The sequence below is a fragment of the Humibacter soli genome (assembly GCF_054779035.1).
The window spans coordinates 686,388-711,060 of the sequence record NZ_BAAGYX010000001.1; the positions used below are offsets into that span (position 1 = coordinate 686,388).

General features: G+C 66.4%; 23 protein-coding genes. 20 read left to right on the forward strand and 3 right to left on the reverse strand.

The genetic code is table 11. From position 1 onward, the window contains the following. The first annotated feature begins 16 nt into the window (after window positions 1–16). The 15 genes from ftsW (at window position 17) to ACYVDN_RS03245 (ending at window position 16,961) form a co-directional block, all read left to right on the forward strand. Entirely contained in the window at window positions 17–1,216 is a 1,200-nt protein-coding gene (ftsW, locus tag ACYVDN_RS03175) for a peptidoglycan glycosyltransferase FtsW (RefSeq protein ID WP_460568366.1), read from the forward strand. Beyond that, window positions 1,213–2,283 (forward strand): UDP-N-acetylglucosamine--N-acetylmuramyl-(pentapeptide) pyrophosphoryl-undecaprenol N-acetylglucosamine transferase, encoded by a 1,071-nt coding sequence (locus ACYVDN_RS03180; RefSeq protein WP_460568368.1) that lies wholly within the window; start codon window positions 1,213–1,215, stop codon window positions 2,281–2,283. Before ftsW ends, ACYVDN_RS03180 begins: the two co-directional genes overlap by 4 nt. A 184-nt stretch (window positions 2,284–2,467) precedes the next feature. Continuing rightward, complete coding sequence (gene murC / locus ACYVDN_RS03185) at window positions 2,468–3,880, forward strand: UDP-N-acetylmuramate--L-alanine ligase (protein WP_460572220.1); 1,413 nt, start codon at window positions 2,468–2,470, stop codon at window positions 3,878–3,880. 3 nt (window positions 3,881–3,883) lie between these two features. Then, complete coding sequence (locus ACYVDN_RS03190) at window positions 3,884–5,131, forward strand: cell division protein FtsQ/DivIB (RefSeq protein ID WP_460568370.1); 1,248 nt, start codon at window positions 3,884–3,886, stop codon at window positions 5,129–5,131. 197 nt (window positions 5,132–5,328) lie between these two features. Further along, entirely contained in the window at window positions 5,329–6,504 is a 1,176-nt protein-coding gene (ftsZ, locus tag ACYVDN_RS03195) for a cell division protein FtsZ (RefSeq protein ID WP_460568372.1), read from the forward strand. Next, a complete protein-coding gene (locus ACYVDN_RS03200) occupies window positions 6,501–7,190 on the forward strand; it encodes a YggS family pyridoxal phosphate enzyme (RefSeq protein WP_460568374.1) in 690 nt (229 codons plus the stop codon). The genes ftsZ and ACYVDN_RS03200 overlap by 4 nt, the downstream gene beginning before the upstream one ends. 66 nt (window positions 7,191–7,256) lie before the next feature. Further along, window positions 7,257–7,733 (forward strand): cell division protein SepF, encoded by a 477-nt coding sequence (locus ACYVDN_RS03205; protein ID WP_460568376.1) that lies wholly within the window; start codon window positions 7,257–7,259, stop codon window positions 7,731–7,733. Between the two features lie 29 nt (window positions 7,734–7,762). Further along, window positions 7,763–8,065, forward strand: a complete 303-nt coding sequence (locus ACYVDN_RS03210; RefSeq protein ID WP_460568378.1) for a YggT family protein — start codon at window positions 7,763–7,765, stop codon at window positions 8,063–8,065. A gap of 98 nt (window positions 8,066–8,163) precedes the next feature. Further along, window positions 8,164–8,862, forward strand: a complete 699-nt coding sequence (locus tag ACYVDN_RS03215; RefSeq protein WP_460568380.1) for a DivIVA domain-containing protein — start codon at window positions 8,164–8,166, stop codon at window positions 8,860–8,862. Then, the gene (lspA, locus tag ACYVDN_RS03220; protein WP_460568382.1) at window positions 8,852–9,499 is read left to right on the forward strand and encodes a signal peptidase II; all 648 of its coding nucleotides are present in this window, start codon (window positions 8,852–8,854) and stop codon (window positions 9,497–9,499) included. Before ACYVDN_RS03215 ends, lspA begins: the two co-directional genes overlap by 11 nt. A 1-nt stretch (window position 9,500) precedes the next feature. Then, on the forward strand, window positions 9,501–10,424 hold the full coding sequence (locus ACYVDN_RS03225; RefSeq protein ID WP_460568384.1) for an RluA family pseudouridine synthase: 924 nt from the start codon (window positions 9,501–9,503) through the stop codon (window positions 10,422–10,424). A 79-nt stretch (window positions 10,425–10,503) separates the two neighbouring features. Then, window positions 10,504–13,986 carry a DNA polymerase III subunit alpha gene (dnaE, locus tag ACYVDN_RS03230; protein WP_460572222.1) on the forward strand — a complete coding sequence of 1,161 codons (3,483 nt, stop codon included), beginning with the start codon at window positions 10,504–10,506 and terminating at the stop codon, window positions 13,984–13,986. A 141-nt stretch (window positions 13,987–14,127) separates the two neighbouring features. Next, on the forward strand, window positions 14,128–15,438 hold the full coding sequence (gene hisD / locus ACYVDN_RS03235; protein ID WP_460568386.1) for a histidinol dehydrogenase: 1,311 nt from the start codon (window positions 14,128–14,130) through the stop codon (window positions 15,436–15,438). Window positions 15,439–15,454: 16 nt separating this feature from the next. Next, window positions 15,455–15,925 carry a transcriptional regulator NrdR gene (gene nrdR / locus ACYVDN_RS03240; RefSeq protein ID WP_460568388.1) on the forward strand — a complete coding sequence of 157 codons (471 nt, stop codon included), beginning with the start codon at window positions 15,455–15,457 and terminating at the stop codon, window positions 15,923–15,925. Window positions 15,926–15,938: 13 nt separating this feature from the next. Continuing rightward, window positions 15,939–16,961: a dihydroorotate dehydrogenase gene (locus ACYVDN_RS03245; protein WP_460568390.1), complete on the forward strand. Its 1,023-nt coding sequence runs from the start codon at window positions 15,939–15,941 to the stop codon at window positions 16,959–16,961. A 109-nt stretch (window positions 16,962–17,070) separates the two neighbouring features. Here the strand turns inward: ACYVDN_RS03245 and ACYVDN_RS03250 are convergent, their stop codons facing one another. Both ACYVDN_RS03250 and ACYVDN_RS03255 read right to left on the reverse strand, forming a co-directional pair. Further along, window positions 17,071–17,997 carry an RNase H family protein gene (locus ACYVDN_RS03250; RefSeq protein WP_460568392.1) on the reverse strand — a complete coding sequence of 309 codons (927 nt, stop codon included), beginning with the start codon at window positions 17,995–17,997 and terminating at the stop codon, window positions 17,071–17,073. Between the two features lie 16 nt (window positions 17,998–18,013). Further along, window positions 18,014–18,580 carry a DUF3043 domain-containing protein gene (locus ACYVDN_RS03255; RefSeq protein WP_460568394.1) on the reverse strand — a complete coding sequence of 189 codons (567 nt, stop codon included), beginning with the start codon at window positions 18,578–18,580 and terminating at the stop codon, window positions 18,014–18,016. 37 nt (window positions 18,581–18,617) lie between these two features. Here ACYVDN_RS03255 and ACYVDN_RS03260 point away from each other — a divergent pair, with 37 nt between their 5' ends. The 5 genes from ACYVDN_RS03260 (at window position 18,618) to ACYVDN_RS03280 (ending at window position 23,751) form a co-directional block, all read left to right on the forward strand. After that, window positions 18,618–20,027: a dipeptidase gene (locus ACYVDN_RS03260; protein WP_460568396.1), complete on the forward strand. Its 1,410-nt coding sequence runs from the start codon at window positions 18,618–18,620 to the stop codon at window positions 20,025–20,027. 78 nt (window positions 20,028–20,105) lie between these two features. Then, complete coding sequence (gene erpA, locus ACYVDN_RS03265) at window positions 20,106–20,480, forward strand: HesB/IscA family protein (RefSeq protein WP_460568398.1); 375 nt, start codon at window positions 20,106–20,108, stop codon at window positions 20,478–20,480. Window positions 20,481–20,672: 192 nt separating this feature from the next. After that, entirely contained in the window at window positions 20,673–21,563 is an 891-nt protein-coding gene (ctaC, locus tag ACYVDN_RS03270; RefSeq protein ID WP_460568400.1) for an aa3-type cytochrome oxidase subunit II, read from the forward strand. Between the two features lie 12 nt (window positions 21,564–21,575). After that, window positions 21,576–23,324 carry a cytochrome c oxidase subunit I gene (gene ctaD, locus ACYVDN_RS03275; RefSeq protein WP_460568402.1) on the forward strand — a complete coding sequence of 583 codons (1,749 nt, stop codon included), beginning with the start codon at window positions 21,576–21,578 and terminating at the stop codon, window positions 23,322–23,324. A 1-nt stretch (window position 23,325) separates the two neighbouring features. After that, a complete protein-coding gene (locus ACYVDN_RS03280; RefSeq protein WP_460568404.1) occupies window positions 23,326–23,751 on the forward strand; it encodes a cytochrome c oxidase subunit 4 in 426 nt (141 codons plus the stop codon). 70 nt (window positions 23,752–23,821) lie between these two features. On the opposite strand, the gene ACYVDN_RS03285 is transcribed toward ACYVDN_RS03280, so the two are convergent. Then, window positions 23,822–24,649, reverse strand: a complete 828-nt coding sequence (locus ACYVDN_RS03285) for a class I SAM-dependent methyltransferase (protein WP_460568406.1) — start codon at window positions 24,647–24,649, stop codon at window positions 23,822–23,824. Window positions 24,650–24,673 lie beyond the last annotated feature (24 nt).

Consider the following 24,673-nt stretch of genomic DNA (forward strand, 5'->3'; position numbering starts at 1 on the left):
GGGGAGGAGGGGTGCGATGACCGCTCCAAGCCAGGCGGCCGGTCGTGGCGTCGATGGCGCCTCATCGACCCGCGGCGCGTTCTCGGCACGCATCTCGTTGGGCCGAGTCTTCGCATCGGAGTCCTCGAACTACTTCCTGCTGCTCGGCGTGACACTGTTCCTGGTCGCCTTCGGATTCGTCATGGTGCTGTCGGCCTCTTCCGTCGACGGCATCGGACCGGACGCGGTGACGCAGGGCATCTACGCGGCCATCGGCATCCCGATGATGCTGCTCGTCTCTCGCATGCCACGGTCGCTGTGGCGCAGGGTGGCGTGGCCCGCTCTGATCGTCGCGTGCTTTCTCCAGCTGCTGGTCGTCGCGACCCCGCTCGGCGACGGCAACTCGCAGAACAAGAACTGGCTGAGCATCGGAGGCCTGCAGTTCCAGCCCTCCGAGGCCATCAAGCTCGCGATGATCATCTGGCTGGGCATGTTCATCTCGATGAAGTGGGATCGTGTCGGTCAGTGGCGCTACATGCTGCTGCCGATCATGATCGTGACGGGAACGGCCATCGCGCTCGTCCTCGCCGGTCAGGACCTCGGAACCGTCATGATCATGGCGGTGATCGTGCTGGGGGCGCTCTTCATCGCAGGAATCCCACTGCGGCAACTCATCACCGTCATCGTCATCATCAGCGGCGTCGCGTACGTCTTCGTCGCGACCAACCCCAGCAGGCTCGAGCGTGTGACGGCCTTCCTGCACCCGCAGTCCACCGACCCGAACAGCAACGGCTACCAGACCCTTCAGGGTACGTGGGCGCTGGCATCGGGCGGCGTCTTCGGAGTGGGGCTCGGCAATTCGAGGTCGAAGTGGAACTGGCTGCCCGAGGCGGACTCGGACTTCATCTTCGGAGTGATCGGCGAAGAGCTCGGGCTCATCGGCGGAATCGTGGTGCTTGCCCTCTTCGTCGCACTCGCCTTCATCTTCATCCGTATCATCAGGTCGAGCGATGATCCCTTCGTCAGGGTGACCACGGCGGCCATCATGGTCTGGCTGGTCGGCCAGGCGTTGGTGAACATCGGAGTCGTGATCGGGTTGCTGCCCCCTCTCGGCGTGCCATTACCGTTCATCTCCCACGGAGGAACCGCCCTGCTCAGCTCACTGTTCGCGATCGGTCTCGTGCTCTCGTTCACGAGGTCGCCCTCCCCGCTGAAGCGCGGGATCTCTCTGCGATGACGACGTACCTGATGGCGGGCGGTGGCACCGCCGGCCACGTGAACCCCCTGCTCGCCGTTTCCGATGCGGTTCGTGCAGCTGAGCCCGACGCCGAGGTCATCGTTCTCGGCACCGCGGAGGGGCTGGAGTCCCGCCTCGTCCCCGCGAGGGGCTACGAGCTCGTCACCATTCCGAAGCTGCCGTTCCCACGGCGACCGGATGCCGCCGCCCTGCGCTTCCCTTCGCGATTCCGATCGAGCGTCGCGACCGTGCGAAAGCTCATCTCGGAGCGCGGCATCGACGTCGTCGCCGGATTCGGCGGGTACGCGTCGGCCCCTGCCTACAGCGCGGCGCACCGCGAGAGCGTGCCCCTCGTGCTGCACGAGGCGAACGCGAAGCCCGGACTGGCGAATCGGCTGGGCGCTCGGTACACGGAATTCGTGGGCGTGGCGTTCGAGAACACCCCCATCAAGAACGCCCGCTTCGTCGGCATGCCGTTGCGACGCGAGATCGAGGATCTCGATCGGGACGCGCTCCGCGCGGAGGCGCTGGCATACTTCGACCTCGACGACCACCCGACGGTTCTCGTGACCGGCGGCTCCCTCGGGGCGCGACGCATCAACACAACGGTGTCCGAGTCGGCCCATGCCCTCGTCGGCTCGGGGTACCAGGTGCTGCACATCCAGGGCGGCGCCGGCGAGTTCACCGATCCCGGGGTCGTCGGCTACCGACTGATCGACTACTGCGACCGCATGGACCTCGCGATGGCGATCGCGGATGTCGCGGTGTCGCGCGCCGGGGCCGCCACCGTGAGCGAGCTGACCGCCCTCGGCATCCCCGCCGTGTACATCCCGTACCCGGTCGGCAACGGCGAGCAGAGGTTCAACGCGGCCGGTGTCGTATCGGCAGGGGGCGCCGTGCTCGTCGACGATGCCGAGTTCACGCCCGAATGGGTGCAGACGTCGCTACTTCCGCTGCTGGCCGATGAGGCCAGGCTCTCGCACATGGCCGATGCGGCGAAGCACGTCGGCGTGCGCGACGGGGCCGAGCGCATGGTCGCTCTGATCCGCAAAGCCCGGTTCCGCTGAGCCGGCTTCACGTGTTTCATGAGCGCCGTCTCATGGCGGCGCGGCGATGAGTACAGTTCGCTGGGTGCTGGCCGGTCGCGGCGGGTTGCCAGTGCGCTGACGGCATACTTGAGAAGACCCGCGGTCGGGCCTCGAAGCACGTCTCCCGAGGCTCCGGATGACGAAAGACAGGACACCGGCACACGTGATCAAGCCCGATCTGACCATGACGCTCCCCGAGACCATCACGAGGGTGCACTTCGTCGGGATCGGCGGCTCCGGCATGAGCGGAATCGCGCGCCTCTTCCTACAGGCCGGCATACCCGTCTCCGGCTCAGACCGGGTCGAGAGCGAGTACACCCGCACTCTGAGCGAGCTCGGCGCAGACATCCACATCGGTCATGATGCGACCAACGTCGGCGACGCGGACACCCTGGTGGTGACCGGAGCGCTCTGGCAGGACAATCCTGAGTATCAGTACGCGCTCGAGCATGGCATTCCCGTTCTGCACCGCTCGCAGGCGCTCGCGTGGCTCACCCGCGGGAGCCGATTGGTCGCGGTCGCGGGGGCGCACGGCAAGTCGGGCACGACGGGGATGATCGCGACGGCGCTTCTCGGCGCTGGAGCCGACCCGAGCTTCGTGAACGGGGCGGTCATCGAGGGTCTGGAGACGAACGCCAGGCACGGCGAGTCCGGGCTGTTCGTCATCGAGGCCGACGAGTCAGACGGATCGTTCCTGCTCTACGACGCGGCGGTCGCGCTGATCCTCAACATCGACGACGACCACCTCGACCACTACGGCTCGTACGAGGCGGTCGAAGACGCCTTCGTCACCTTCGCCGACGCGGCACGCGAGCTCGTCGTGATCTCGGCGGACGACGACGGAGCGCGCGTCGTCAGGCCACGCATCTCCCACCGGAACGTCGTCACCTTCGGCGAGTCGGAGCAGGCGGATGTCCGGGTCTTCGACATCACGACGGAGGGCCCCGTCTCCTTCACCCTCCGGTGGAACGGCCACGACCACAGGGTGCGCCTGAGGATCCCCGGCCGCCATCAGGCTCACAACGCCGCCGGCGCCTTCGCCGTGCTGACCCACCTCGGCGTCGACCCCGAGGTCGCCGTGTCCGCGCTCGGGGAGTACGGCGGCACGCACCGTCGCTTCGAGCTGCACGGCACGATCGGCGGTGTGAGCGTGTACGACGACTACGCCCACCATCCGGCGGAGGTACGGGCCGTGCTCGAGGCTGCGCGCACCGTCGTCGGCAACGGGCACATCATCGCCGTTCACCAGCCGCACACCTACAGTCGTACCCAGCGCCTCGCCGAGGAGTTCGCAGACACGCTCGAGGAGTACGCCGACGAGACCGTCGTGCTCGACGTCTTCGGCGCCCGCGAAGATCCGGTCCCCGGCGTCACCGGCGCGTTGGTCTCCGAACGGTTCGACGACCCGTCGAAGGTGGCGTTCATCGCCGACTGGCAGGAGGCGGCCGACCACACGGCGCAGATCGCCCACCCGGGAGACTTCGTCATCACCCTGGGCTGTGGTGACGTCAACCGCATCGTTCCGCAGCTGCTGGCCTCGCTGCAGGCCAAGACGCTTCGCAGGGCGGACGACTGAGACGTGAAGCGTCCGCAGGGTTTCGAGAACTCCGCGTCGCGGCTCGCGGCGCGGGCGGAGCCACGCGTGCCGCCCGCCGATCCCGCGGCGGGCGCGGGACGCAAGCCTCGCCCTGGCTCGAAGGATGCCGCATCCGCGAGCTCGGCCAAGGGCGCAGCGTCCGGTGCGACTCCGAGCACGTCGACGGGGGTGCTGGATGCCACAGCGGGGGAGCCCGACGCGACGACAGAGCCGATCCGCGTCATCCCGACCTCGAAGGCCTCGCAGGAGCGAACGACCGGCGCCGGAACATCCGAGCGAGTCGGTAAGTCCGAGCGAGTAGGTAAGTCCGAGCGCGTCGGAAAGACGGAGCGGGTCGGTAAGGCCGACCGGGTCGGCGAGAGTGCGGCGACGCACGACAGACCGGCGTGGTGGCGCTCCCTCGCATCGAGCGCGGAGACCGAGACGGAGTCCCGCACCGAGCCGGTGGAGGATGCTCCGACACAGGCGGATTCGCCCAGCGTGCGTGCTGCCGCCCGGAGGCGCAGGCGGTATGAACGCGCCGAGGTGAAGCGCTTCACGCGCGGCGCCCGCAGGCGAAGGCTGGCCTGGTTCATCGGCATCGGCTCCGCCGTCGTTGTGCTGGCGGGCGCCGCGCTGGTGTCGATCTCGCCGGCGATGGCGCTTCGCGCGATCGACGTTGTCGGCACCGAGCGCGTGAACGCCGCGGACGTGAAGCACGCCCTCGGAGGACAGATGGGAACGCCGTTGCCGCTGCTCAACAGCGGCGAGATCAACACGGCGCTCGCGAAGTTCCCGCTCATCCGCAGCTACAGCATCCAGGCCGAGCCGCCCGGCACCCTGGTAGTGCACGTCGTCGAGCGCACACCGCTCGCGCTCCTCCAGGTACCGACCGGCTACCAACTGGTCGACCAGGCGGGCGTGATCATCCAGAGCACCGCCGAAAGACCAGGCGGATACCCCGTGATCGCCCTGCCTGAAGACGCGTCGAGCTCGTCGAGGCAGAAGGAGTTCGCCGCGTCTGCCGCGGTGCTCTCCGCACTCCCCGCCGGCATGCTGTCGCAGGTCGGGTCGGTGAGTGCGACGGGGGCACAGGATGTCACCCTCAAGCTCGCCTCGGGTGTCACGGTCGTCTGGGGCGGTCCCGATCAGCCGGACCTGAAGTCGGCGGTGCTGTCGATTCTGCTCAAGAAGGCACCTGGAGCATCCGTCTACGACGTGTCGGCGCCGAACAGCCCCGTCACCCGCTGAGCGGTCGCGACGAGACCTCGGGGGAGCGTCACTCCTGTGAGATCGGCGGCGGGTCGAGCGACACGCGAAGGATCTGCGAGCCAGGGGAGGGGTGCGCGCTTAACTTCGGGTGTAGTAAATGCATACCGAGCATAACTTTAAGCTTCGACTTGAGGTTGAAGGTTGCCAGCACTGCAGTTCGCCAGCGGAGGCCACTCGTGACAATGAACCAGAACTACCTTGCCGTGATCAAGGTCGTCGGCATCGGCGGCGGCGGAGTCAACGCCGTCAACCGCATGATCGAACTCGGGCTGCGGGGCGTCGAGTTCATCGCGATCAACACGGATGCCCAGGCCCTGCTGATGAGCGACGCCGACGTCAAACTCGACGTCGGCCGTGAGATCACCCGAGGGCTCGGCGCAGGTGCCGACCCCGAGGTCGGTCGCCGTGCAGCAGAGGACCACGCCGAGGAGATCGAGGAGGCGCTCACCGGCGCCGACATGGTCTTCGTCACGGCGGGCGAGGGCGGCGGAACCGGCACAGGCGGTGCTCCGGTGGTCGCGCGCATCGCGAAGTCCATCGGCGCCCTCACCATCGGTGTCGTGACCAAGCCGTTCGGCTTCGAGGGCAAGCGTCGCCAGGATCAGGCCGAGGCCGGTGTCGCGCGCTTGAAAGAAGAGGTCGACACCCTCATCGTCGTGCCGAACGACCGGCTTCTCGAGATCAGCGATCGCGGCATCAGCATGCTCGAGGCGTTCGCGACCGCCGACCAGGTGCTCCTCGCCGGTGTTCAGGGCATCACCGATCTGATCACCACGCCGGGTCTCATCAACCTCGACTTCGCCGACGTCAAGTCGGTCATGCACGGTGCGGGATCCGCGCTCATGGGCATCGGTTCGTCGCGCGGCGCCGACCGCGCGATCAAAGCCGCAGAGCTCGCCGTCGCCTCACCGCTCCTCGAGGCGAGCATCGAGGGCGCGCGCGGAGTGCTGCTCTCGATCCAGGGTGGCTCGAACCTCGGCATCTTCGAGATCAACGACGCGGCCAGGCTCGTGCAGGAGGCCGTGCATCCCGAGGCGAACATCATCTTCGGTGCCGTCATCGACGACACTCTCGGCGACGAGGTGCGCGTGACTGTGATCGCGGCCGGTTTCGACGGCGGAGAGCCTCAGGTCAAGCAGGTCGAGACGCGTAGGTCGACGTTCGTGACGGCGGGTTCCTCGTCATCCGACGGTTCCGGCGCCGAGCTGGGCGACACCCAGGCGCTCGACGACGAAGACGTTCCGACGCAGGGCAGTTGGTCCGACGACGACTCCAAGCTCGTCGAGGCTGCGGTGAACGACCCCGCATTCGACGATGACGACGTCTTGGACGTGCCCGATTTCCTCAAGTGAGTGAGGCGTTCGACGTCGACTCGCTCGCCGAGAGACTGCGGCGAGTGCAGGAGCGCGTCGCGGAGGCCGCGCGCTCCGCAGGCAGAGACCCGCAGCAGCTGACGACCATCGTGGTGACGAAGTTCCACCCCGCCTCGATGGTGCGTGAGCTCTCGGAGCTAGAGGTACGCGACTTCGGGGAGAACCGGGCGCAGGAGGCAGCGGCGAAGGCATCGGAGACGTCGGACCTGCCGTTGCGCTGGCATTTCATCGGGCAGCTGCAGACGAACAAGGCCAAGCTCGTGCGCGGCTTCGCGTCCGCGGTGCACTCGATCGATCGACCGGCCCTCGCGGACGCGCTCGGCGGGGATGACCGTGAGCTGGACTGCTTCGTGCAGCTGAACCTCACGGATGACCCGGCGAGAGGCGGCGTGGCACGCACCGAGCTCGAGCCCCTCGCAGAGCACGTGCTCGGAACACGAGGTCTCCGACTGCGCGGCGTCATGGCCGTCGCGCCTCTGGGGGAGGAGCCGCGTCGCGCGTTTGCCAGAGTGCGTGAAGCATCCGATGCCTTGCGCACCATCGCCCGCGATGCCGACCAGATCTCGGCCGGCATGTCTGGGGACTTCGAGGATGCCATCGCCGAAGGAGCGACACACCTTCGGCTCGGCACGGCAATCACGGGAAAGAGGCCCGACCATGCTTAGCCTGGCAGGGAAATGCGCCGTCGACCGGCACGGCCGCACGACCCCGAGTTGTTCACGGAGGATCTCATGGCTAACCCGCTCAAGAAGACGATGGCCTACCTCGGCCTCGTCGAGGACGAGCTCGAGTACGACGAAGAACCGGTCGCCACTGCGCATCCGGCACCTGTCGCGCCGGTGCAGCAGCACGCTGCGCCCGCCAAGGCGCCCGTCACACCTCTGCGTAAGCCGACCCCGGCCCGGAATGCGACGGTGCAAGAAATGAACGAGATCCTCACGGTTCACCCCAGGCAGTACAGCGACGCCAAGATGGTCGCGGAATCCTTCCGCGACGGCATCCCGGTCATCCTGAACCTGTCTCAGATGAGCGAGTCCGAGGCCCAGCGCATGATCGACTTCTCCAGCGGTCTGACCCAGGGCCTGCGCGGCAAGATCGAGAAGGTGACGAGCAAGGTCTTCCTGCTCTCGCCCGAGCACGTGATGGTCTCCGGTGGCACGACGACCGTCGCCGGCGACGTAGAGGCCTCGTTCTTCGCCGGAGCGTGAGCACAGTCGGCGTCCCCCATACTTGATCTGTGGGAATCGCCGTCTCGATCATCGCGACCGTCGCGTACTACGTCTTCCTGCTCTTTTTCGTGGTTCTTTGGGTGCGTTTCGTGCTCGACCTCGTACGGACGTTCGCACGCGGATGGCGCCCACGTGGCTTCGGTCTGGTCCTCGCCGAAGCCGCTTTCACCGTGACCGACCCGCCGATCAAGTTTTTCAGGCGGCTGCTGCCGCCGTTGTCACTCGGCCCGGTCGCATTGGACTTCGGCTGGACTTTGACCATGTTCGTGTGCATCATCGGCATGTACATAGCGACGTCGTTCATGGCATGACCCGCATCATCGCGGATGGCATGCACACAGGCGACTTTGCTAGCGTTAGCTGAACGTTATCCACTGTTCGAAAACACAAGCTCTAAGGGTGGTAGGCCATGGCGCTAACTCCGGAAGATGTCGTCAACAAGCGGTTCCAACCGACCAAATTCCGTGAGGGCTACGACCAGGACGAGGTCGATGACTTCCTCGACGAGGTCGTCGTCGAGCTCCGGCGTCTCGGCCAGGAGAACGACGAGCTGAAGCAGCGACTCGTGGCGTCCGACTCGCGCATCGCAGAGTTGCAGCGCAACTCCGCCTCCGAGCAGACGCAGGCCATCCCGGCTCCTGCCCCGGCACCGGTCGTCGTGGCGCCCGTTGCTCCCCAGCCCGTCGCGCCGGTCGCCGACGAGACGGAGAGCACCAACAACCTGCTCCAGCTCGCCCGTCGCCTGCACGAGGAGCACGTGCGCGAGGGTGTCGAGAAGCGCGACGCGCTCATCGCAGAAGGCCACGCCACCGCTGCGCGTGTCGTTGCAGAGGCCGAGGCCAAGCAGCGTACGCAGATCACCGCTCTCGAGAGCGAGCGCAGCACCATCGAGCGCCAGATCGAGGAGCTCCGCAGCTTCGAGCGCGACTACCGCGCCAAGCTCAAGAGCTACATCGAGGGTCAGCTGCGCGATCTCGACAGCGCGGGAGTCGGCACCAACGGCATCAAGCAGCCTGGCTCGCCGGCCGTGAGCGGTCAGTTCGCCGCCGTCTCGGCGGGTGATGGCGACAGGCAGGCGCCTCCGACGTTCCAGAGCTTTGGAGGCTAAGGCCACCAAGAAGGTCAGCGTCGGTGCGATCGTCCTTCTTGCCGTCGTCGCACTCATAGTTCTGACTCTCGACCAGCTCGCGAAATGGCAGGTCGTCAAGAACCTTCAGGTCGACGTGCCTGTGCACGTCATCGGCGACCTGCTGATCTTCCAGCTGCACCGCAATTCGGGCGCAGCCTTCTCCATCGGCACAGGGTCGACCTGGATCTTCTCGATCATCGCTGTGGCCGTACTCGTGTTCATCATCTGGTACGCCAGGCGCATCAGGTCGGTCGCGTGGGCGATCGTGTTCGGGTTGCTGCTCGGCGGCCTGCTCGGCAATCTTTCCGACAGGCTGTTCCGCGCCCCGGGGTTCGGCGTCGGCGAGGTCGTCGACTTCATTCGCATCCCGCTTCTGCCTGCGATCTTCAACCTCGCAGACAGTGCCATCGTCGGCGCCATGATCCTCTTCTTGGTGCTGACCGCGATGGGAGTCGGACTCGACGGCAAGCGGGCGAGCTCGAAGCGTGCCGCTCAGGAGCAGGAGTCTGCAGGCGACGAGTCGGAGACCTCCGTCGAAGACGGGTCGGCACCTTCCGGCGATTCGCCCGCGAAGAAGACCGACGACACGGGGCATCCCGTCGACGGAGGCCGCTGAGGTGGAGCACCGTGCTCTGCCGGTGCCCGAAGGCCTCGAAGGCTCGCGCGTCGACGCCGGCATGGCGAAGATGCTCGGCTTCTCGCGGAGCTTCGCGGCGGAGATCGCCGAGTCGGGCGGTGTGACGCTCGACGGCTCGCCACTCGGCAAGTCCGATCGGCTCGTGGCCGGCGGGTGGCTCGAGGTCAGCTGGATGCCCAAAGCGGCCGTGGAGATCGTGCCTGTCGCGGTTCCGGAGCTCGGGGTCGTCTACGACGACGATGACATCGTGGTCGTCGACAAGCCGGCCGGCGTTGCGGCGCATCCCTCCATCGGATGGGAAGGCCCGACCGTGCTCGGAGCTCTCGCCGGCGCCGGCTACCGCATCTCCACATCGGGAGCCGCCGAGCGTGCAGGCATCGTGCATCGCCTCGATGCGGGCACCAGCGGACTGATGGTCGTCGCCAAGAGCGAGCGCGCCTACACGGCGCTGAAGCGCGCATTCCACGATCGCGAGGTCGAGAAGATCTACCACGCCGTCGTGCAGGGCCATCCCGATCCGCTGGCAGGAACCATCGACGCGCCGATCGGCCGCCATCCGAAGGCCGACTGGAAGTTCGCCGTCACAGCGGCAGGCAAGCCGTCCGTCACCCACTACGAGACGGTCGAGGCGTTCCGAGCGGCCAGCCTGCTCGAGATCCACCTCGAGACCGGGCGCACGCACCAGATCCGCGTGCACATGGCCGCGCAGCGTCATCCGTGCGTCGGCGACACGATGTACGGCGCCGACCCGACGCTGTCTGCACGACTGGGGCTCACGCGGCAGTGGCTGCACGCCCACCGGCTCGCTTTCGAGCACCCCGCGACGGGGGAGTGGGTGACGTTCGAGTCGCCCTATCCGCGCGATCTCGCCGACGCTCTCGAGACCCTCCGTGAGGGCGACTGAGAGCTTCCGGCAGGGTCCGTAGACTCGATCCGTGGCATCCGACAGCTTCGTTCATCTGCACGTTCACAGCGAGTACTCCATGCTCGACGGGGCGGCCAAGATCGGTTCGCTGATGGAGGCCGCGGCCGGCTACGGGATGCCGGCGATCGCCGTCACCGACCACGGCAACATGTTCGCCGCGTTCGAGTTCTGGAAGGCCGCGACCGCCGCAGGGATCAAGCCGATCATCGGCACCGAGGCTTACCTCACGCCGGGAACGCACCGCAGCGACCGTACGAGGGTGCGGTGGGGCAACGGCGGCGAAGACGACGTCTCGGGCAGCGGCGCGTACACGCACATGACCATGCTCGCCGAGACCACGGAGGGCATGCACAACCTGTTCCGGATGTCCTCGCTGGCGTCGATCGAGGGCTATTACTTCAAGCCGCGCATGGACCGCGAGCTGCTCGAGAAGTATTCGAAGGGCATCATCGCCACCACGGGATGCCCGAGCGGCGAGGTGCAGACCAGGCTGCGCCTCGGACAGTACGACGAGGCGGTGAAAGCCGCAGCGGAGTACCGCGACATCTTCGGCAAGGACAACTTCTTCGTCGAGCTGATGGAGCACGGTCTCGGGCTCGAGAAGCGGGTGCGGCAAGACCTGCTCAGGCTCGCCAAAGAGCTGGACCTGCGCCTGGTCGCGACGAACGACCTGCACTACACCCACGCAGAAGACGCGAAGTCGCACGCCGCGTTGCTCTGCGTGCAGTCGGGCTCGACGTTGAACGACCCGAAGCGTTTCCAGCTGGAGCCGGAAGGCGAGTACTACCTCAAGTCGCCGCAGCAGATGCGCGACATGTTCCGCGAGCTGCCAGAGGCGTGCGACAACACGCTGGAGATCGCGGAACGCTGCGAGGTCGACTTCGAGCTCTCGACCGGCAAGTACATGCCGAAGTTCCCGGTGCCGGAGGGCGAGACCGAGGAGAGCTGGTTCGTCAAGGAGGTCAACAGCGGTCTCGAGCAGCGGTACCCGGAGGGCGTCCCCGAGAAGGTGCACGCGCAGGCCGACTACGAGATCGGCATCATCCTGCAGATGGGGTTCCCCGGCTACTTCCTCGTGGTCGCGGACTTCATCAACTGGTCGAAGAACAACGGCATCCGAGTCGGTCCCGGCCGTGGCTCGGGCGCAGGATCGATGGCCGCGTACGCGATGCGCATCACCGACCTCGATCCTCTGGAGCACGGGCTCATCTTCGAGCGATTCCTCAACCCCGACCGCGTCTCCATGCCCGACTTCGATGTCGACTTCGACGACCGTCGGCGACTGGAGGCCGTGAAGTACGTCACGGAGAAGTACGGCGCAGAGCGCGTCTCGCAGATCGTCACCTACGGCACGATCAAGGCGAAGCAGGCGCTGAAGGATGCCGGGCGTGTGCTCGGTTTCCCGTTCTCGATGGGGGAGAAGCTCACCAAGGCGATGCCGCCGGCGGTGATGGGCAAGGACATCCCGCTCTACCAGGTCTTCGACAAGGACAGCCCTCGGTACAAAGAAGCGGTCGAGCTGCGCGCCGTCGTCGACAGCGACCCTGAGGCGAAGACGGTCTTCGACACCGCGCTCGGACTCGAGGGACTGAAGCGGCAGTGGGGCGTGCACGCCGCGGGCGTCATCATGTCGTCCGATCCGATCATCGACGTCATCCCGATCATGAAGCGGGAGCAGGACGGCCAGATCGTCACGCAGTTCGACTATCCGGCCGCCGAATCGCTCGGCCTGATCAAGATGGACTTCCTCGGCCTGCGCAACCTGACGATCATCAGCGACGCGCTCGACAACATCAAGGCGAACCAGGGCTTCGACCTCGACCTCGAGGCACTGCCGCTGGATGACCGCGACGCCTACGACCTGCTGACCAGGGGCGACACGCTCGGCGTGTTCCAGCTCGACGGCGGACCGATGCGCGCCCTGCTCCGCCAGATGAAGCCGGACAACTTCGAGGACATCTCCGCACTCATCGCCCTGTACCGGCCAGGCCCGATGGGTGCGAACTCGCACATCAACTACGCGTTGCGCAAGAACGGCCTGCAGCCGATCACACCGATCCACCCCGAGCTCGCCGAACCCCTGCACGACATCCTCGACACCAGCTACGGCCTGATCATCTATCAGGAGCAGGTGATGGCGATCGCGCAGAAGGTTGCGGGCTTCTCGCTCGGACAGGCCGACATTCTGCGTCGCGCGATGGGCAAGAAGAAGAAGTCGGAGCTCGACAAGCAGCAGGCCGGCTTCTTCGGAGGCATGCAGGAACGCGGATACTCGCAGGCCGCGATCGACAAGCTCTGGGAGATCCTGCTTCCGTTCTCCGACTACGCGTTCAACAAGGCGCACTCTGCCGCCTATGGCGTGGTCTCGTACTGGACGGCCTACCTGAAGGCCCACTACCCGGCCGAGTACATGGCCGCCCTCCTGACCAGCGTCGGCGACTCCAAGGACAAGATGGCGGTCTACCTGAACGAGTGCCGTCGCATGGGCATCAAGGTGCTCCCGCCCGACGTGAACGAGTCGATCGGGTTCTTCGCCGCTGTCGGTGTGGATGTCCGGTTCGGCCTCGGTGCCGTGCGCAACGTCGGCTCGAACGTCGTGGACGGCATCAGGGAGGCGCGCGACCAGAAGGGCCGCTTCGAGTCATTCCACGACTTCCTGAAGAAGGTCCCGCTGCACGTCGCGAACAAGCGCACCATCGAGTCCCTGATCAAGGCCGGCGCATTCGACTCGTTCGGCAACTCCCGCAGGGCGCTTCTCGAGGTGCACGAGGGCGCCGTGGAGTCGGTGGTGAACGAGAAGCGGGTGGAGGCCACCGGACAGGCAGGCTTCGACTTCGATCTGCTCCTCGCCGAAGCCCCGGATGCCGCTCCCGTCTCGCACGTTCCGCCTCGGCCCGAGTGGGAGAAGCGCGAGAAGCTCGCGTTCGAGCGGGAGATGCTCGGGCTGTACGTCTCCGACCATCCGCTGGCAGGGCTCGAGCTCGAGCTCGCGAAGCAGGCCAGCACGTCCATAGCCGATCTGACCGGGTCGGAGTCGACGCAGGACGGCGACACGGTGACGATCGCGGGCCTAGTCACGGGTGTGCAGCACAGGGTGGCGAAGCAATCCGGCAACCAGTACGGCATGATCACGGTCGAGGACTTCGGCGGCGAGATCACCGTGATGTTCATGGGCAAGGCCTACCAGGAGTTCGGGCCAGCACTCGTCGGCGACTCCATCGTGGTGGTCCGCGGCAGGGTGAGCCTCCGGGACGACGGCATGAACCTTCACGCCTACAACCTCTTCAGCCCCGACCTGGGGGCCGCGGCCTCCGGCCCCTCCGGACCTCTGACCATCACGATGCCCGACCAGCGAGCTACCACCGACGTGGTGCAGAGCCTGGGCGACATGCTGATCCGCCACTCCGGCGACGGAGAGGTGCGACTGAGACTCGTCAAAGGCACGACCGCGCGGGTCTTCGAGCTGCCGTACCGGGTCAACGTGTCGGCCGACCTCTACGGCGAGCTCAAGAGCCTGTTGGGACCGGCGTGCCTCGTGTAGGTCTTGCGGGCCGGTCCCTGTCCGGCGCGCCGCAGTTGGTTCGCTGAGCTGGTCGCGTTTGTCGCGGCGTACACGCCGCCGCGACGTGGAGCGTGTTACGTGCTGAACGTTCGCCCCACGGGCCGTCGGTAGGCTTGCCGGGTGCACACGATCGACCTGAGAGGGCGCACGCTCGACGACGACGAGCTGCGCCGTTCCGTTCCCCGCCCGGTTCTCGACATCGCGGCCGCATCGCATGCGGCCGCCGAGCTGATCGCGGACGTGCGCGAACACGGCGTCGAGGCGATCCTGAGCCAGGCCGAGCGATTCGACGGCGTGCGACCCGCGCAGCTCCGAGTGCCGTCATCCGAGATCGCACGAGCCGTCGACGAACTGCCGAGCGCCGTTCGCACAGCGCTCGAGCACTCGATCGACCGGGTACGACGAGCGAGTGGCGCGCAGGTTCCGTCACCGGCCACGACCGTGCTCGGTGACGGCGCCGTCGTGGAGCAGCGCTGGCAGGCGGTCTCGCGGGCAGGCCTCTATGTTCCAGGCGGCAAGGCGCCACTGTCCTCGAGCGTCGTGATGAACGCCGTTCCCGCATTGGTCGCCGGAGTCGGCTCCGTCGCGCTGGCGAGCCCGCCGCAGCGCCAGCACGGGGGATCGGTGCACCCGGTCATCCTCGGGGCGGCCGGTCTCGTCGGCATCGACGAGGTCTACGCGATCGGGGGAGCGGGAGCCATCGGCGCGCTCGCGTACGGTGTGCCCGAGCTCGGCCTGCGACCGGTCGACGTCGTCACCGGCCCAGGCAACATCTACGTGGCCGCCGCCAAACGTCTCGTGCGCGGCGTGGTCGCCATCGACGCCGAGGCGGGAACGACAGAGATCCTCGTGATCGCGGATGCCTCTGCCGACCCTCGTCTCATCGCGGCCGATCTGCTCAGCCAGGCCGAGCATGACGAAGCCGCCGCCGCCCTGCTGGTCACGGATTCTGCCGAGTTCGCCGCAGCGGTTTCGGCAGAGCTGGAGCGGATCGTCCCCGCCACCGCCAACGGCGAGCGGGCGACGGTTGCCCTGAACGGCCAGCAGTCCGCGATCGTGCTCGTGGACGACGAGCCGACGGCCGCACGCTTCAGCGACGCCTACGCGCCGGAACACCTCGAGCTGCACACGGCCGACCCGACGAGCACGCTCGCCCGTGTCACGAACGCGGGCGCGATCTTCCTCGGTGCGCAGAGCCCCGTGAGCCTCGGCGACTACCTGGCCGGATCGAACCACGTTCTGCCCACCGGCGGCTCGGCTCGGTATTCGTCCGGGCTGGGTGCCTTCACGTTCCTCCGCCCGCAGCAGGTGATCCGCTACGACGAGGCGGCACTTGCCGCTGTCGCCTCGGACGTCGTCGCCCTCGCCGATGCCGAAGACCTTCCGGCACACGGCGAAGCGGTCCTCGCACGCACCGACGCACGTGACTGACTAGCCTGGAGGCACCATGTTCTGCCCCTTCTGCCGTCATCCGGACTCCCGCGTCGTCGACTCGCGCACGTCAGACGACGGCCTCTCCATCCGCAGACGCAGGCAGTGCCCGGAGTGCGGGCGCCGGTTCTCCACCATCGAGACGGCCAGCCTCAACGTGATCAAGCGCAGCGGGGTGGTCGAGCCGTTCAGCCGCGAGAAGATCATGTCCGGCGTGCGCAAGGCCTGCCAGGGGCGACCCGTGACCGACTCCGACCTCGCCGTGCTGGCGCAGAAGGTCGAGGAGACGGTGCGGGCGACAGGTGTCTCGCAGATCGATGCGAACGAGATCGGCCTCGCCGTGCTCCCGTCGCTGCGCGAGCTCGACGAGGTCGCCTATCTGAGGTTCGCAAGCGTCTACCAGGCGTTCGACTCGCTCGACGACTTCGACGACGCCATCTCGGCCCTGCGCAAAGAGCACCACGAACATCCGGCGATCGCGGACTGAACCGCGCACCGGCATGTATCGCATCCTCTTCTCGCTCGTCTTCCGGCACATGGATCCGGAGCGCGCCCACCATCTGGCCTTCACCGCGATCCGAACAATCCCGGCGCTCGGACTACGCAGTCTGGTCAGCAGGATGACCCGCCCTCGTACCGACCAGTCGGTCACCGCCCTCGGGCTGAGGTTCCCCACCCCCTTCGGAGTCGCGGCCGGGTTCGACAAGAACGCGACAGCCATCCTCGGACTCGGAGCCCTCGGGTTCGGGCACGTCGAGGTCGGAACCGTCACGGCCATCCCTCAGCCCGGCAACCCGAAGCCGCGCCTGTTCCGGCTCATCCCCGACAGGGCGATCGTCAATCGCATGGGCTTCAACAACGAGGGAGCGGATGCCGCAGCCGCAAGGGTCGCGAAGGTTCGACCGGTGCGCGGTCGGCCCGTCGTCGGCGTGAACATCGGCAAGTCACGGGTGGTCGAAGTCGCCGACGCCGTCGCCGATTATCGCGTCTCCGCCCGCGCCGCTGCCGCCGTCGCCGACTACCTCGTCGTCAACGTGAGCTCGCCGAACACTCCGGGTCTTCGGGGCCTCCAGGAGCTCGACTCGCTGCGCCCGCTTCTGACCGCGGTCAAAGAGGAAGCCGGAGGCACGCCGCTCCTGGTGAAGATCGCGCCCGACCTCGCCGACGACGACGTCGCGAAGATCGCCGCGCTGGTGGGTGAGCTAGGGCTCGACGGCATCATCGCGACCAACACCACGATCGAGCGTTCGGGTCTCACGACCGATCCTGCTGTCGTCGAGGCGGCAGGTGCAGGCGGACTCTCCGGAGCCCCGCTCGCGGCACGCTCGCTGGAGGTGCTTCGCCTGGTGAGGCGGCACGTTCCACCCGAGCTCTGCGTGATCTCAGTCGGAGGCATCGAGACGGCTCAGGATGTGCGTGACCGCCTGGATGCCGGCGCCACACTCGTACAGGGCTACTCGGCGTTCATCTACCGTGGCCCGTTCTGGGCTCGGGCGATCAACCGCGGACTTGATCGTCTCTGACGAACCCGCGGATCGACTAGCGCGCCAGAGGCTCGGGTATCGAGACCCGTCCGCAAGCGCGATCTCGATACACGCCCGCTTCGCCGTCGTTGCTCGACCAGCGGAGGCCTCACTGCTCAGGCGTGCCCTGGTGGAAGCGCAGCCGCCACCGCGCTCCGCTGCCCACCTTCTCGCGCACCCAGAGCGAGCTGCGCAGCGTCGCTCCGCCGGCATCCGTCGCACGCATGGTGAGCAGCACCGCGTCGGTGCCGACCCGCTCGGCGCCGAGCACCTCCAGGTCGGCGGCGAATCCCTGCTCGACGGAAAGCTCCTCGATCAGGGTGTCTCTGCCCCAGAGTCGCCCCGATCGTCCGATCTCCTCGAAGTCCGGGTGCAGAAGAGCAGCGACGCTCGCGGGGTCCGATCGCACGGCCGGGTCGAGTAGCTCGCGCTCCAGGCGCACCACGATGTCGAGTTCGGATTCCTCGCCGACGAGAGCGTCGTCGAAGAGGCCGGGCTGTTCGACCGCAGCAGCCAGGGGAGTGACCGCTGGTGGTTGCTCGACGGGAACACGCTCCGCAGGTCGGGCGACGACCCCGCGCCATCCCGGTCCGCTGTTCACCGGCGTGCCGCGCTGGTAGGAGGTCGCTGCGCCGCGGGCTCGTTCGTCCGCCGCCTCGTTGAGCTCGTGTCCCGCGTGACCGCGCACCCACTCGAAGCTGTAGTCCCGCCCGGTGAGGGCGGAATCCAACCGCTTGAGCAGCTCGAGGTTCTGCACGGGAGCGCCGTCGGCCTTGCGCCATCCTTTGCGCTTCCACCCGGGCATCCACTTGGTGACGGCGTTGATGACGTATTGGCTGTCGCACAGGATGCGCAGGTCGTCCGGCACTCCGGCGGTGGACTCCAGCAGATCGATGACCGCCATCAGCTCACCCTGGTTGTTTGTGCCGTGCGGCCAGCCACCGGCGGCCCAGGTGTTCTCGTCGACGAACCAGGCCCAGCCTGCCGGACCGGGGTTGCCGAGCGCAGAGCCGTCCGCCGCGGCGACGATCGTCATGATCTGATGCCCGGGGTTACGCCGGGTACTGTCCGCGCTTGACCTGCGGCTTCGGCATGCGGATCATGCGGAACTGCAGGGCTCGCATCACGGCGTACCAGTTGAGGCCGCGTTCGATCGTGCCGAACTTGGCCCGCATGCGCCGCTTCATCATCGTCACCATGACCACGGAGTCGATGATCGCGATCGCGAAGAACACCCACAGCACGATGATGGCGTAGTACTGCAGCGCCGTGACCTGCACGAACGAGAAGATGACGACGATCAGCATCACGGGCATGAGGAACTCGGCCACCGTGAAGCGCGCGTCGACGTAGTCGCGCACGAAACGTCGCTGCGGACCCCTGTCGCGCTGGGTGAGGTAACGCTCGTCACCTGCAGCCATGCCGACCCTGGCACGCTCCCTGGCGTCGGCGTTCTTGCTGCGTGCGTCGCGGGCCGCCGCCTTGCGGTCCGCCGGCACGAGGGGACGCTTGCGAGCCGCCTCGCGCTGTGCTCGTGAAGGGGTCGCATGCCCCTTGCCCGACGTGGGCCTCTCGGCCTCGTCGGCGGGGGTCGCGGTGGTGTCTGCTCGTTTGGCCACGGAAAGTCCTCGATCTCTTCCGATTAAGATTACCCGCATGACGGAAGCCGACCAGCCCTCCGACCACCTCGCAGAACTCAGGGATGCCGTGCAGGGCGGAATGCCTCTCGCCATCTCCGATCTCACCGACCTCGTACGCATCCCCTCGGTGTCGTGGTCGGCGTTCGACCCCGCGAACGTCGCTCGTAGCGCGGATGCCGTGGCCGCTCTCTTGCGCGGCCTGGAGGTCTTCGACTCCGTTGACGTCGCCCAGGCGGCGATCGGCGAAGGTGAACAGCTCGGCCAGCCCGCGGTGATCGCGCGCCGCGAGGCGAGGAACGGTGCACCGACCGTGCTGCTCTACGCGCATCACGACGTGCAGCCGCCTGGCAAGGACGAGGACTGGCAGACGGCGCCCTTCGAGCCGACGGTGCGCGGCGATCGCCTCTACGCCCGTGGTGCTGCCGACGACAAGGCGGGCGTGATGACCCACGTCGCAGCGATCAGGGCTCTCACCGAGGTGATCGGCACCGACCTCGATCTCGGGCTCGCTGTGTTCATCGAGGGCGAGGAGGAATTCGGGTCGCGATCGTTCGCGAACTTCCTTCGCGACAACAAGAAGACCCTGGCCGCCGACGCGATCGTCGTCGCCGACTCCGACAACTGGAGTGTCGACATCCCTTCACTCACCGTCGGACTTCGAGGCAACGTCACCTTCCGCCTCACGGTCTCGACCCTGGAACACGCCTCGCACTCCGGCATGTACGGGGGAGCGGCGCCCGACGCGATGCTCGCACTCGCGAAACTCCTGGCGACGCTGCACGAGGACAACGGCTCCGTTGCGGTGGAGGGGATGACGTCGCACGAAGCAGAGGTGCCCGAGTTCTCCGAAGAGCAGTTGCACGAGGAGGCGGCCCTGCTCGACGGCGTGACGCCGATCGGCAGGGGACCAGTTCTCTCCCGGCTGTGGAACCAGCCGACGATCACCATCACCGGCATCGACGCGCCGAGCGTCGCCAACGCTTCCAATACCCTGCTGCCGTCCGTCGCTGTGCGGCTCAGCGCCCGCGTGGCGCCTGGGCAGAGCGCGAAGGACGCCTTCGCCGCCATCGAGCGGCACCTGCGATCGCACGCCCCGTTCGGCGCACACATCGCGATCGACGAGATCGACGTGGGCGACCCGTTCCTGGTCGACACCTCCGGGTGGGCCGCCATCGAGGCGAAGAAGGCGATGAAGGATGCCTGGGGAGCCGAACCCGTCGAGGCGGGTATCGGCGGCAGCATCCCGTTCATCGCCGACCTCGTTCGGGAGTTCCCTGCTGCGCAGATCCTCGTGACAGGCGTCGAGGACCCGGACACCAGGGCCCACAGCCCGAACGAGTCCTTGCACCTCGGCGTCTTCCGACGCGCCATCCTGACCGAGGCGTTGCTCCTGAGCCGACTGAACCGCGACCGCCCCGGCTCCTGACCACCGGCCTCCTGAAGATTCAGGTCGGCTGAATTACACTGGTCACGACGTGAACTTCAGCGCAGGAACGAGGCACCCATGAGTGACGCGACTCTCACTTCGACGGCAGCGACCACCGAGCCCAAGGGCCACGGTGTTCTCCTCACCGACGCCGCAGCCGACAAAGTGCGCAGCCTCCTCACCCAAGAGGGCCGTGACGACCTGCGCCTGCGCCTCGCCGTGCAGCCCGGCGGATGCTCCGGACTGATCTACCAGCTCTACTTCGACGAGCGGTACATGGACGGCGACGCCACTGTCGACTTCGACGGTGTCGAGGTCATCGTCGACAAGATGAGCTCCCCTTATCTCGATGGCGCGACGATCGACTTCGAAGACACGATCCAGAAGCAGGGGTTCACCATCGACAACCCCAACGCGACGGGAAGCTGCGCCTGCGGCGACAGCTTCCACTGAGGTTCGCGCGACCAGAACCTGACGAAAAGGACCGGCTGATGAGCTGGTCCTTTTCGCGTCTCCAGCGGGGCGACACACGGGCCATAGCACGGTGTCGGGCGTACGAAGGCCTCTCGGATGGCGATAGGCTAGGCGAAGGTCAATCGCAGTAGCGTCTTGCGCTCTGCCCACGATTCACTCGAAAGGTCACCGGTGCGTCACAATCGCCGTTTCCGATGGGCTGCAGTGCCTCTTGCAGCAGCAGTTGTGCTGGCGCTGGCAGGTTGCACGGAGTCCCAGCTTCACGGATTCCTTCCGGGATTCAACAACAGTGGGACACCGGTCACCAACCACACGGACATGGTCTCCGCCCTCTGGGTGAACTCGTGGATCGTGTTGCTGCTGGTCGGTCTCGTCGTCTGGGGCCTGATCATCTGGTGCATCATCGTGTACCGCCGCCGCAAGGGACAGACCGGACTTCCGGCGCAGTTGCGCTACAACATGCCGATCGAGATCTTCTACACGCTCGTCCCGCTCGTGCTGATCATCGGCTTCTTCGCCTTCACGACGAAGGACCAGGACGCCATCGAGAAGCCCTACGCGCACCCCGATCTGACCATCCAGGTCTACGGCAAGCAGTGGTCGTGGGACTTCAACTACCTGTCCGACGGCGTCTACGACCCGGGTGTGCAGGCTCAGCCCAACGATGAGACGGGTGCAGCCGCCGGCGCCGTTGTCGAGAGTCAGATCCCCACGCTCTACCTCCCCGTCGACAAGAAGGTGACGATCAAGCTCGACTCGCGCGACGTCATCCACTCGTTCTGGGTTCCGGCGTTCTTGTACAAGAAGGACGTCTTTCCCGGACACACGAACTACATGTACCTGGAGCCGACGCGTAAGGGCCTCTATGCGGGCAAGTGCGCAGAGCTCTGCGGCCAGTACCACTCGGCCATGCTCTTCAATGTGCGGGTCGTCTCAGAAGAGGACTACCAGCTGCACATGCAAGATCTGAAGGATCGCGGGTACACGGGCAAGTTGGGTGCGAACGACGATCGCAACAACAACCTGCCTGGTACCGGCGCACCGAAGAAGAACAACGAGTAAGGCATCCGGAGAATGAGTACGACTACAGCACCGGCCCCCTCGACGATCACGCCCTCGCCGACCGTTCAGGTTCTCGGCGCGACCAAGATCCACCGCAAGGGCAACGTCCTGGTCAACTGGATCACCTCGACCGACCACAAGACGATCGGGTACATGTACCTGATCACGTCGTTTGTGTACTTCTGCGTCGGCGGTGTGATGGCGCTGATCATCCGCGCCCAACTCTTCGAGCCCGGCCTCGACGTCGTGCAGACCGCTGAGCAGTACAACCAGCTGTTCACGATGCACGGCACGATCATGTTGCTGATGTTCGCGACGCCGCTGTTCGCAGGGTTCGTGAACGTGATCATGCCGCTGCAGATCGGTGCACCCGACGTGGCGTTCCCGCGACTCAACGCGTTCGCGTACTGGCTCTACAACTTCGGTTCGCTGATCGCGGTGGCCGGCTTCCTGACTCCGCAGGGCGCCGCCTCGTTCGGATGGTTCGCCTATCAGCCGCTCGCGTCGACCACGTTCTCCCCGGGACTCGGCGGGAACATGTGGATGCTCGGCCTCGGTATCTCCGGCTTCGGAACCATCCTCGGTGCCGTGAACTTCATCACGACGATCATCACGCTGCGCGCGCCCGGCATGACGATGTTCCGCATGCCGATCTTCACGTGGAACGCGCTCGTCACGTCGATCCTGGTGCTGATGGCGTTCCCGGTTCTTGCGGCCGCGATCTTCGCAGCATCGGCCGACCGCATCCTCGGTGCTCACGTCTTCGATGCAGCGAACGGCGGCGCCATCCTCTGGCAGCACCTGTTCTGGTTCTTCGGACACCCGGAGGTCTACATCATCGCCTTGCCGTTCTTCGGCATCGTGTCAGAGGTGTTCCCCGTCTTCAGTCGAAAACCGATCTTCGGGTACAAGACGCTGATCTACGCGACCATCTCCATCGCCGCGCTGTCCGTCACGGTGTGGGCGCACCACATGTACGTCACGGGCATGGTGCTGCTGCCGTTCTTCTCACTGATGACGATGCTCATCGCCGTTCCGACGGGCGTGAAGATCTTCAACTGGATCGGCACGATGTGGCGAGGGTCCATCACCTTCGAATCACCGATGCTCTGGGCGATCGGCTTCCTGGTCACGTTCACGTTCGGTGGTCTCACCGGCGTGATCCTGGCCTCGCCGCCGCTCGACTTCCACGTCTCCGACTCCTACTTCGTGGTGGCGCACTTCCACTACGTGGTGTTCGGCACGGTCGTGTTCGCCATGTTCTCCGGCTTCTACTTCTGGTGGCCGAAGTGGACGGGCAAAATGCTGAACGACCGGCTGGGCAAGTGGCACTTCTGGTTGTTGTTCATCGGCTTCCACACGACGTTCCTGATCCAGCACTGGCTCGGTGTCATCGGCATGCCGCGCAGGTACTACACGTACCTGCCGCAGGACGGCTTCACCTGGATGAACCAGCTGTCGACGATCGGCGCCGGCATCCTCGCGGTCTCGATGATCCCGTTCTTCCTGAATGTGTACATCACCGCGCGTTCAGGCGCGAAGGTCACCGTGAACGACCCGTGGGGCTATGGACGCTCACTCGAGTGGGCCACCAGCTGCCCGCCGCCGCGTCACAACTTCACGTCGATCCCGCGCATCCGAAGCGAGTCGCCTGCCTTCGACCTCAACCACCCAGAGGTGGGAGTTCCGATCGGTGTCGGCCCCATGAAGGATGCCCAACAGATGCCCGTTCTCGACGCTGACTCTGCAGAGGTGAAGTGACATGCGCACTAGCGCAACAGTCTTCTGGATCATCACGATCTTCTTCTTCCTGATGGCGATCGTGTACACGGTCTGGTCGTGGTTCTACTACCCGCACCACCAGCTCGAGCCGGTGGGCACCGTCGCACTGACGCTGACCGGCATCCTGGGTGCCTTCATCGCCTTCTTCTTGGCGCGCACCCACGCCACCCAGAACGGCGTCGAGCTGCCTGAGGACCGCCTTGACGCGAACATCGACGACGGAGACCCGGAACTCGGCAACTTCAGCCCGTGGAGCTGGTGGCCCTTCATGCTGGGCGTGTCTGTGGCGCTGATCGCTCTCGGCATCGCCGTCGGATGGTGGATCGTTCCGATCGGTGGCGCCGTTGCGGCGGTCAGCCTGGTCGGTTGGGTGTACGAGTACTACCGAGGCTTCTTCGCACGTTGATTCGGCGCTGACAGCCGCAACGAAGGGATCCCGCGAGGGGTCCCTTCGTCGTTTCACGAGCGACCATTGGCTAGCGACGAGCGAAGCGCAGCACGTCGACCGCCACCGTGACCTCGCGGGGCAGACTCGGCGGCGCTGTCGTCGCGTGCGAGTGATGGGCAGACGGTCCCATGGCTCGCAGAGCTGTGGCGGTGTCGTGGGAGACCGACAACCGGTATCGCACGGTGCTCGCGTGATCGAGGCGGAAGTGCTCGGACACCTCATCAGTGAGCCGCTGCGATTTTCCGGCGGGCACGTCGAGCATGGGGAGCGCGCGGCGTAGCTCGATCAGGTGGTCGGCCTGCGGCGTCGCGACCACAAGGTGGCCACCGTCGGCGAGCACACGGTGGAACTCGCGCGGGTTGCGAGGCGCGAAGACATTGATCACGACATCCGCGGACTTGTCCCTCACCGGGAGAGGTCGCCAGGTGTCCGCAACGAGCCCGTCAGAGCGATCCCTGCCGATCCTGCGCACACTGCGGCGCACGGCATCGGGCGCGACGTCTGCAGCCAGCACGCGGGCGGTGGGGGAGAGCATCGAGAGGAGTGCGGCGGAGTAGTGTCCTGTGCCGCATCCGGCATCTATGACGCGCTCAGGACGGGTGAGGGCCGCGTTCTCGGCCACCACTCGGGCGACTGCGTCGTACGCGCCCGAGTCGAGGAGCTCCGCGCGGGCGTCGAGCATCTCAGGGGTATCGCCGGCGATGCGCGGCTGCGAGGAGAGCAGGCTCACATACCCGTGCTTGTTGGCGTCGAACCGGTGGCCCTCGTCGCAACCGAGAACGTGCGGCGGGTCACCGGTCAGCGGATGGAAACAGATCGGGCACCGAAGCCACTCCGACAAGGTCGTGAGCGACATCGATGCCCGATCGTGGAGCCGTGT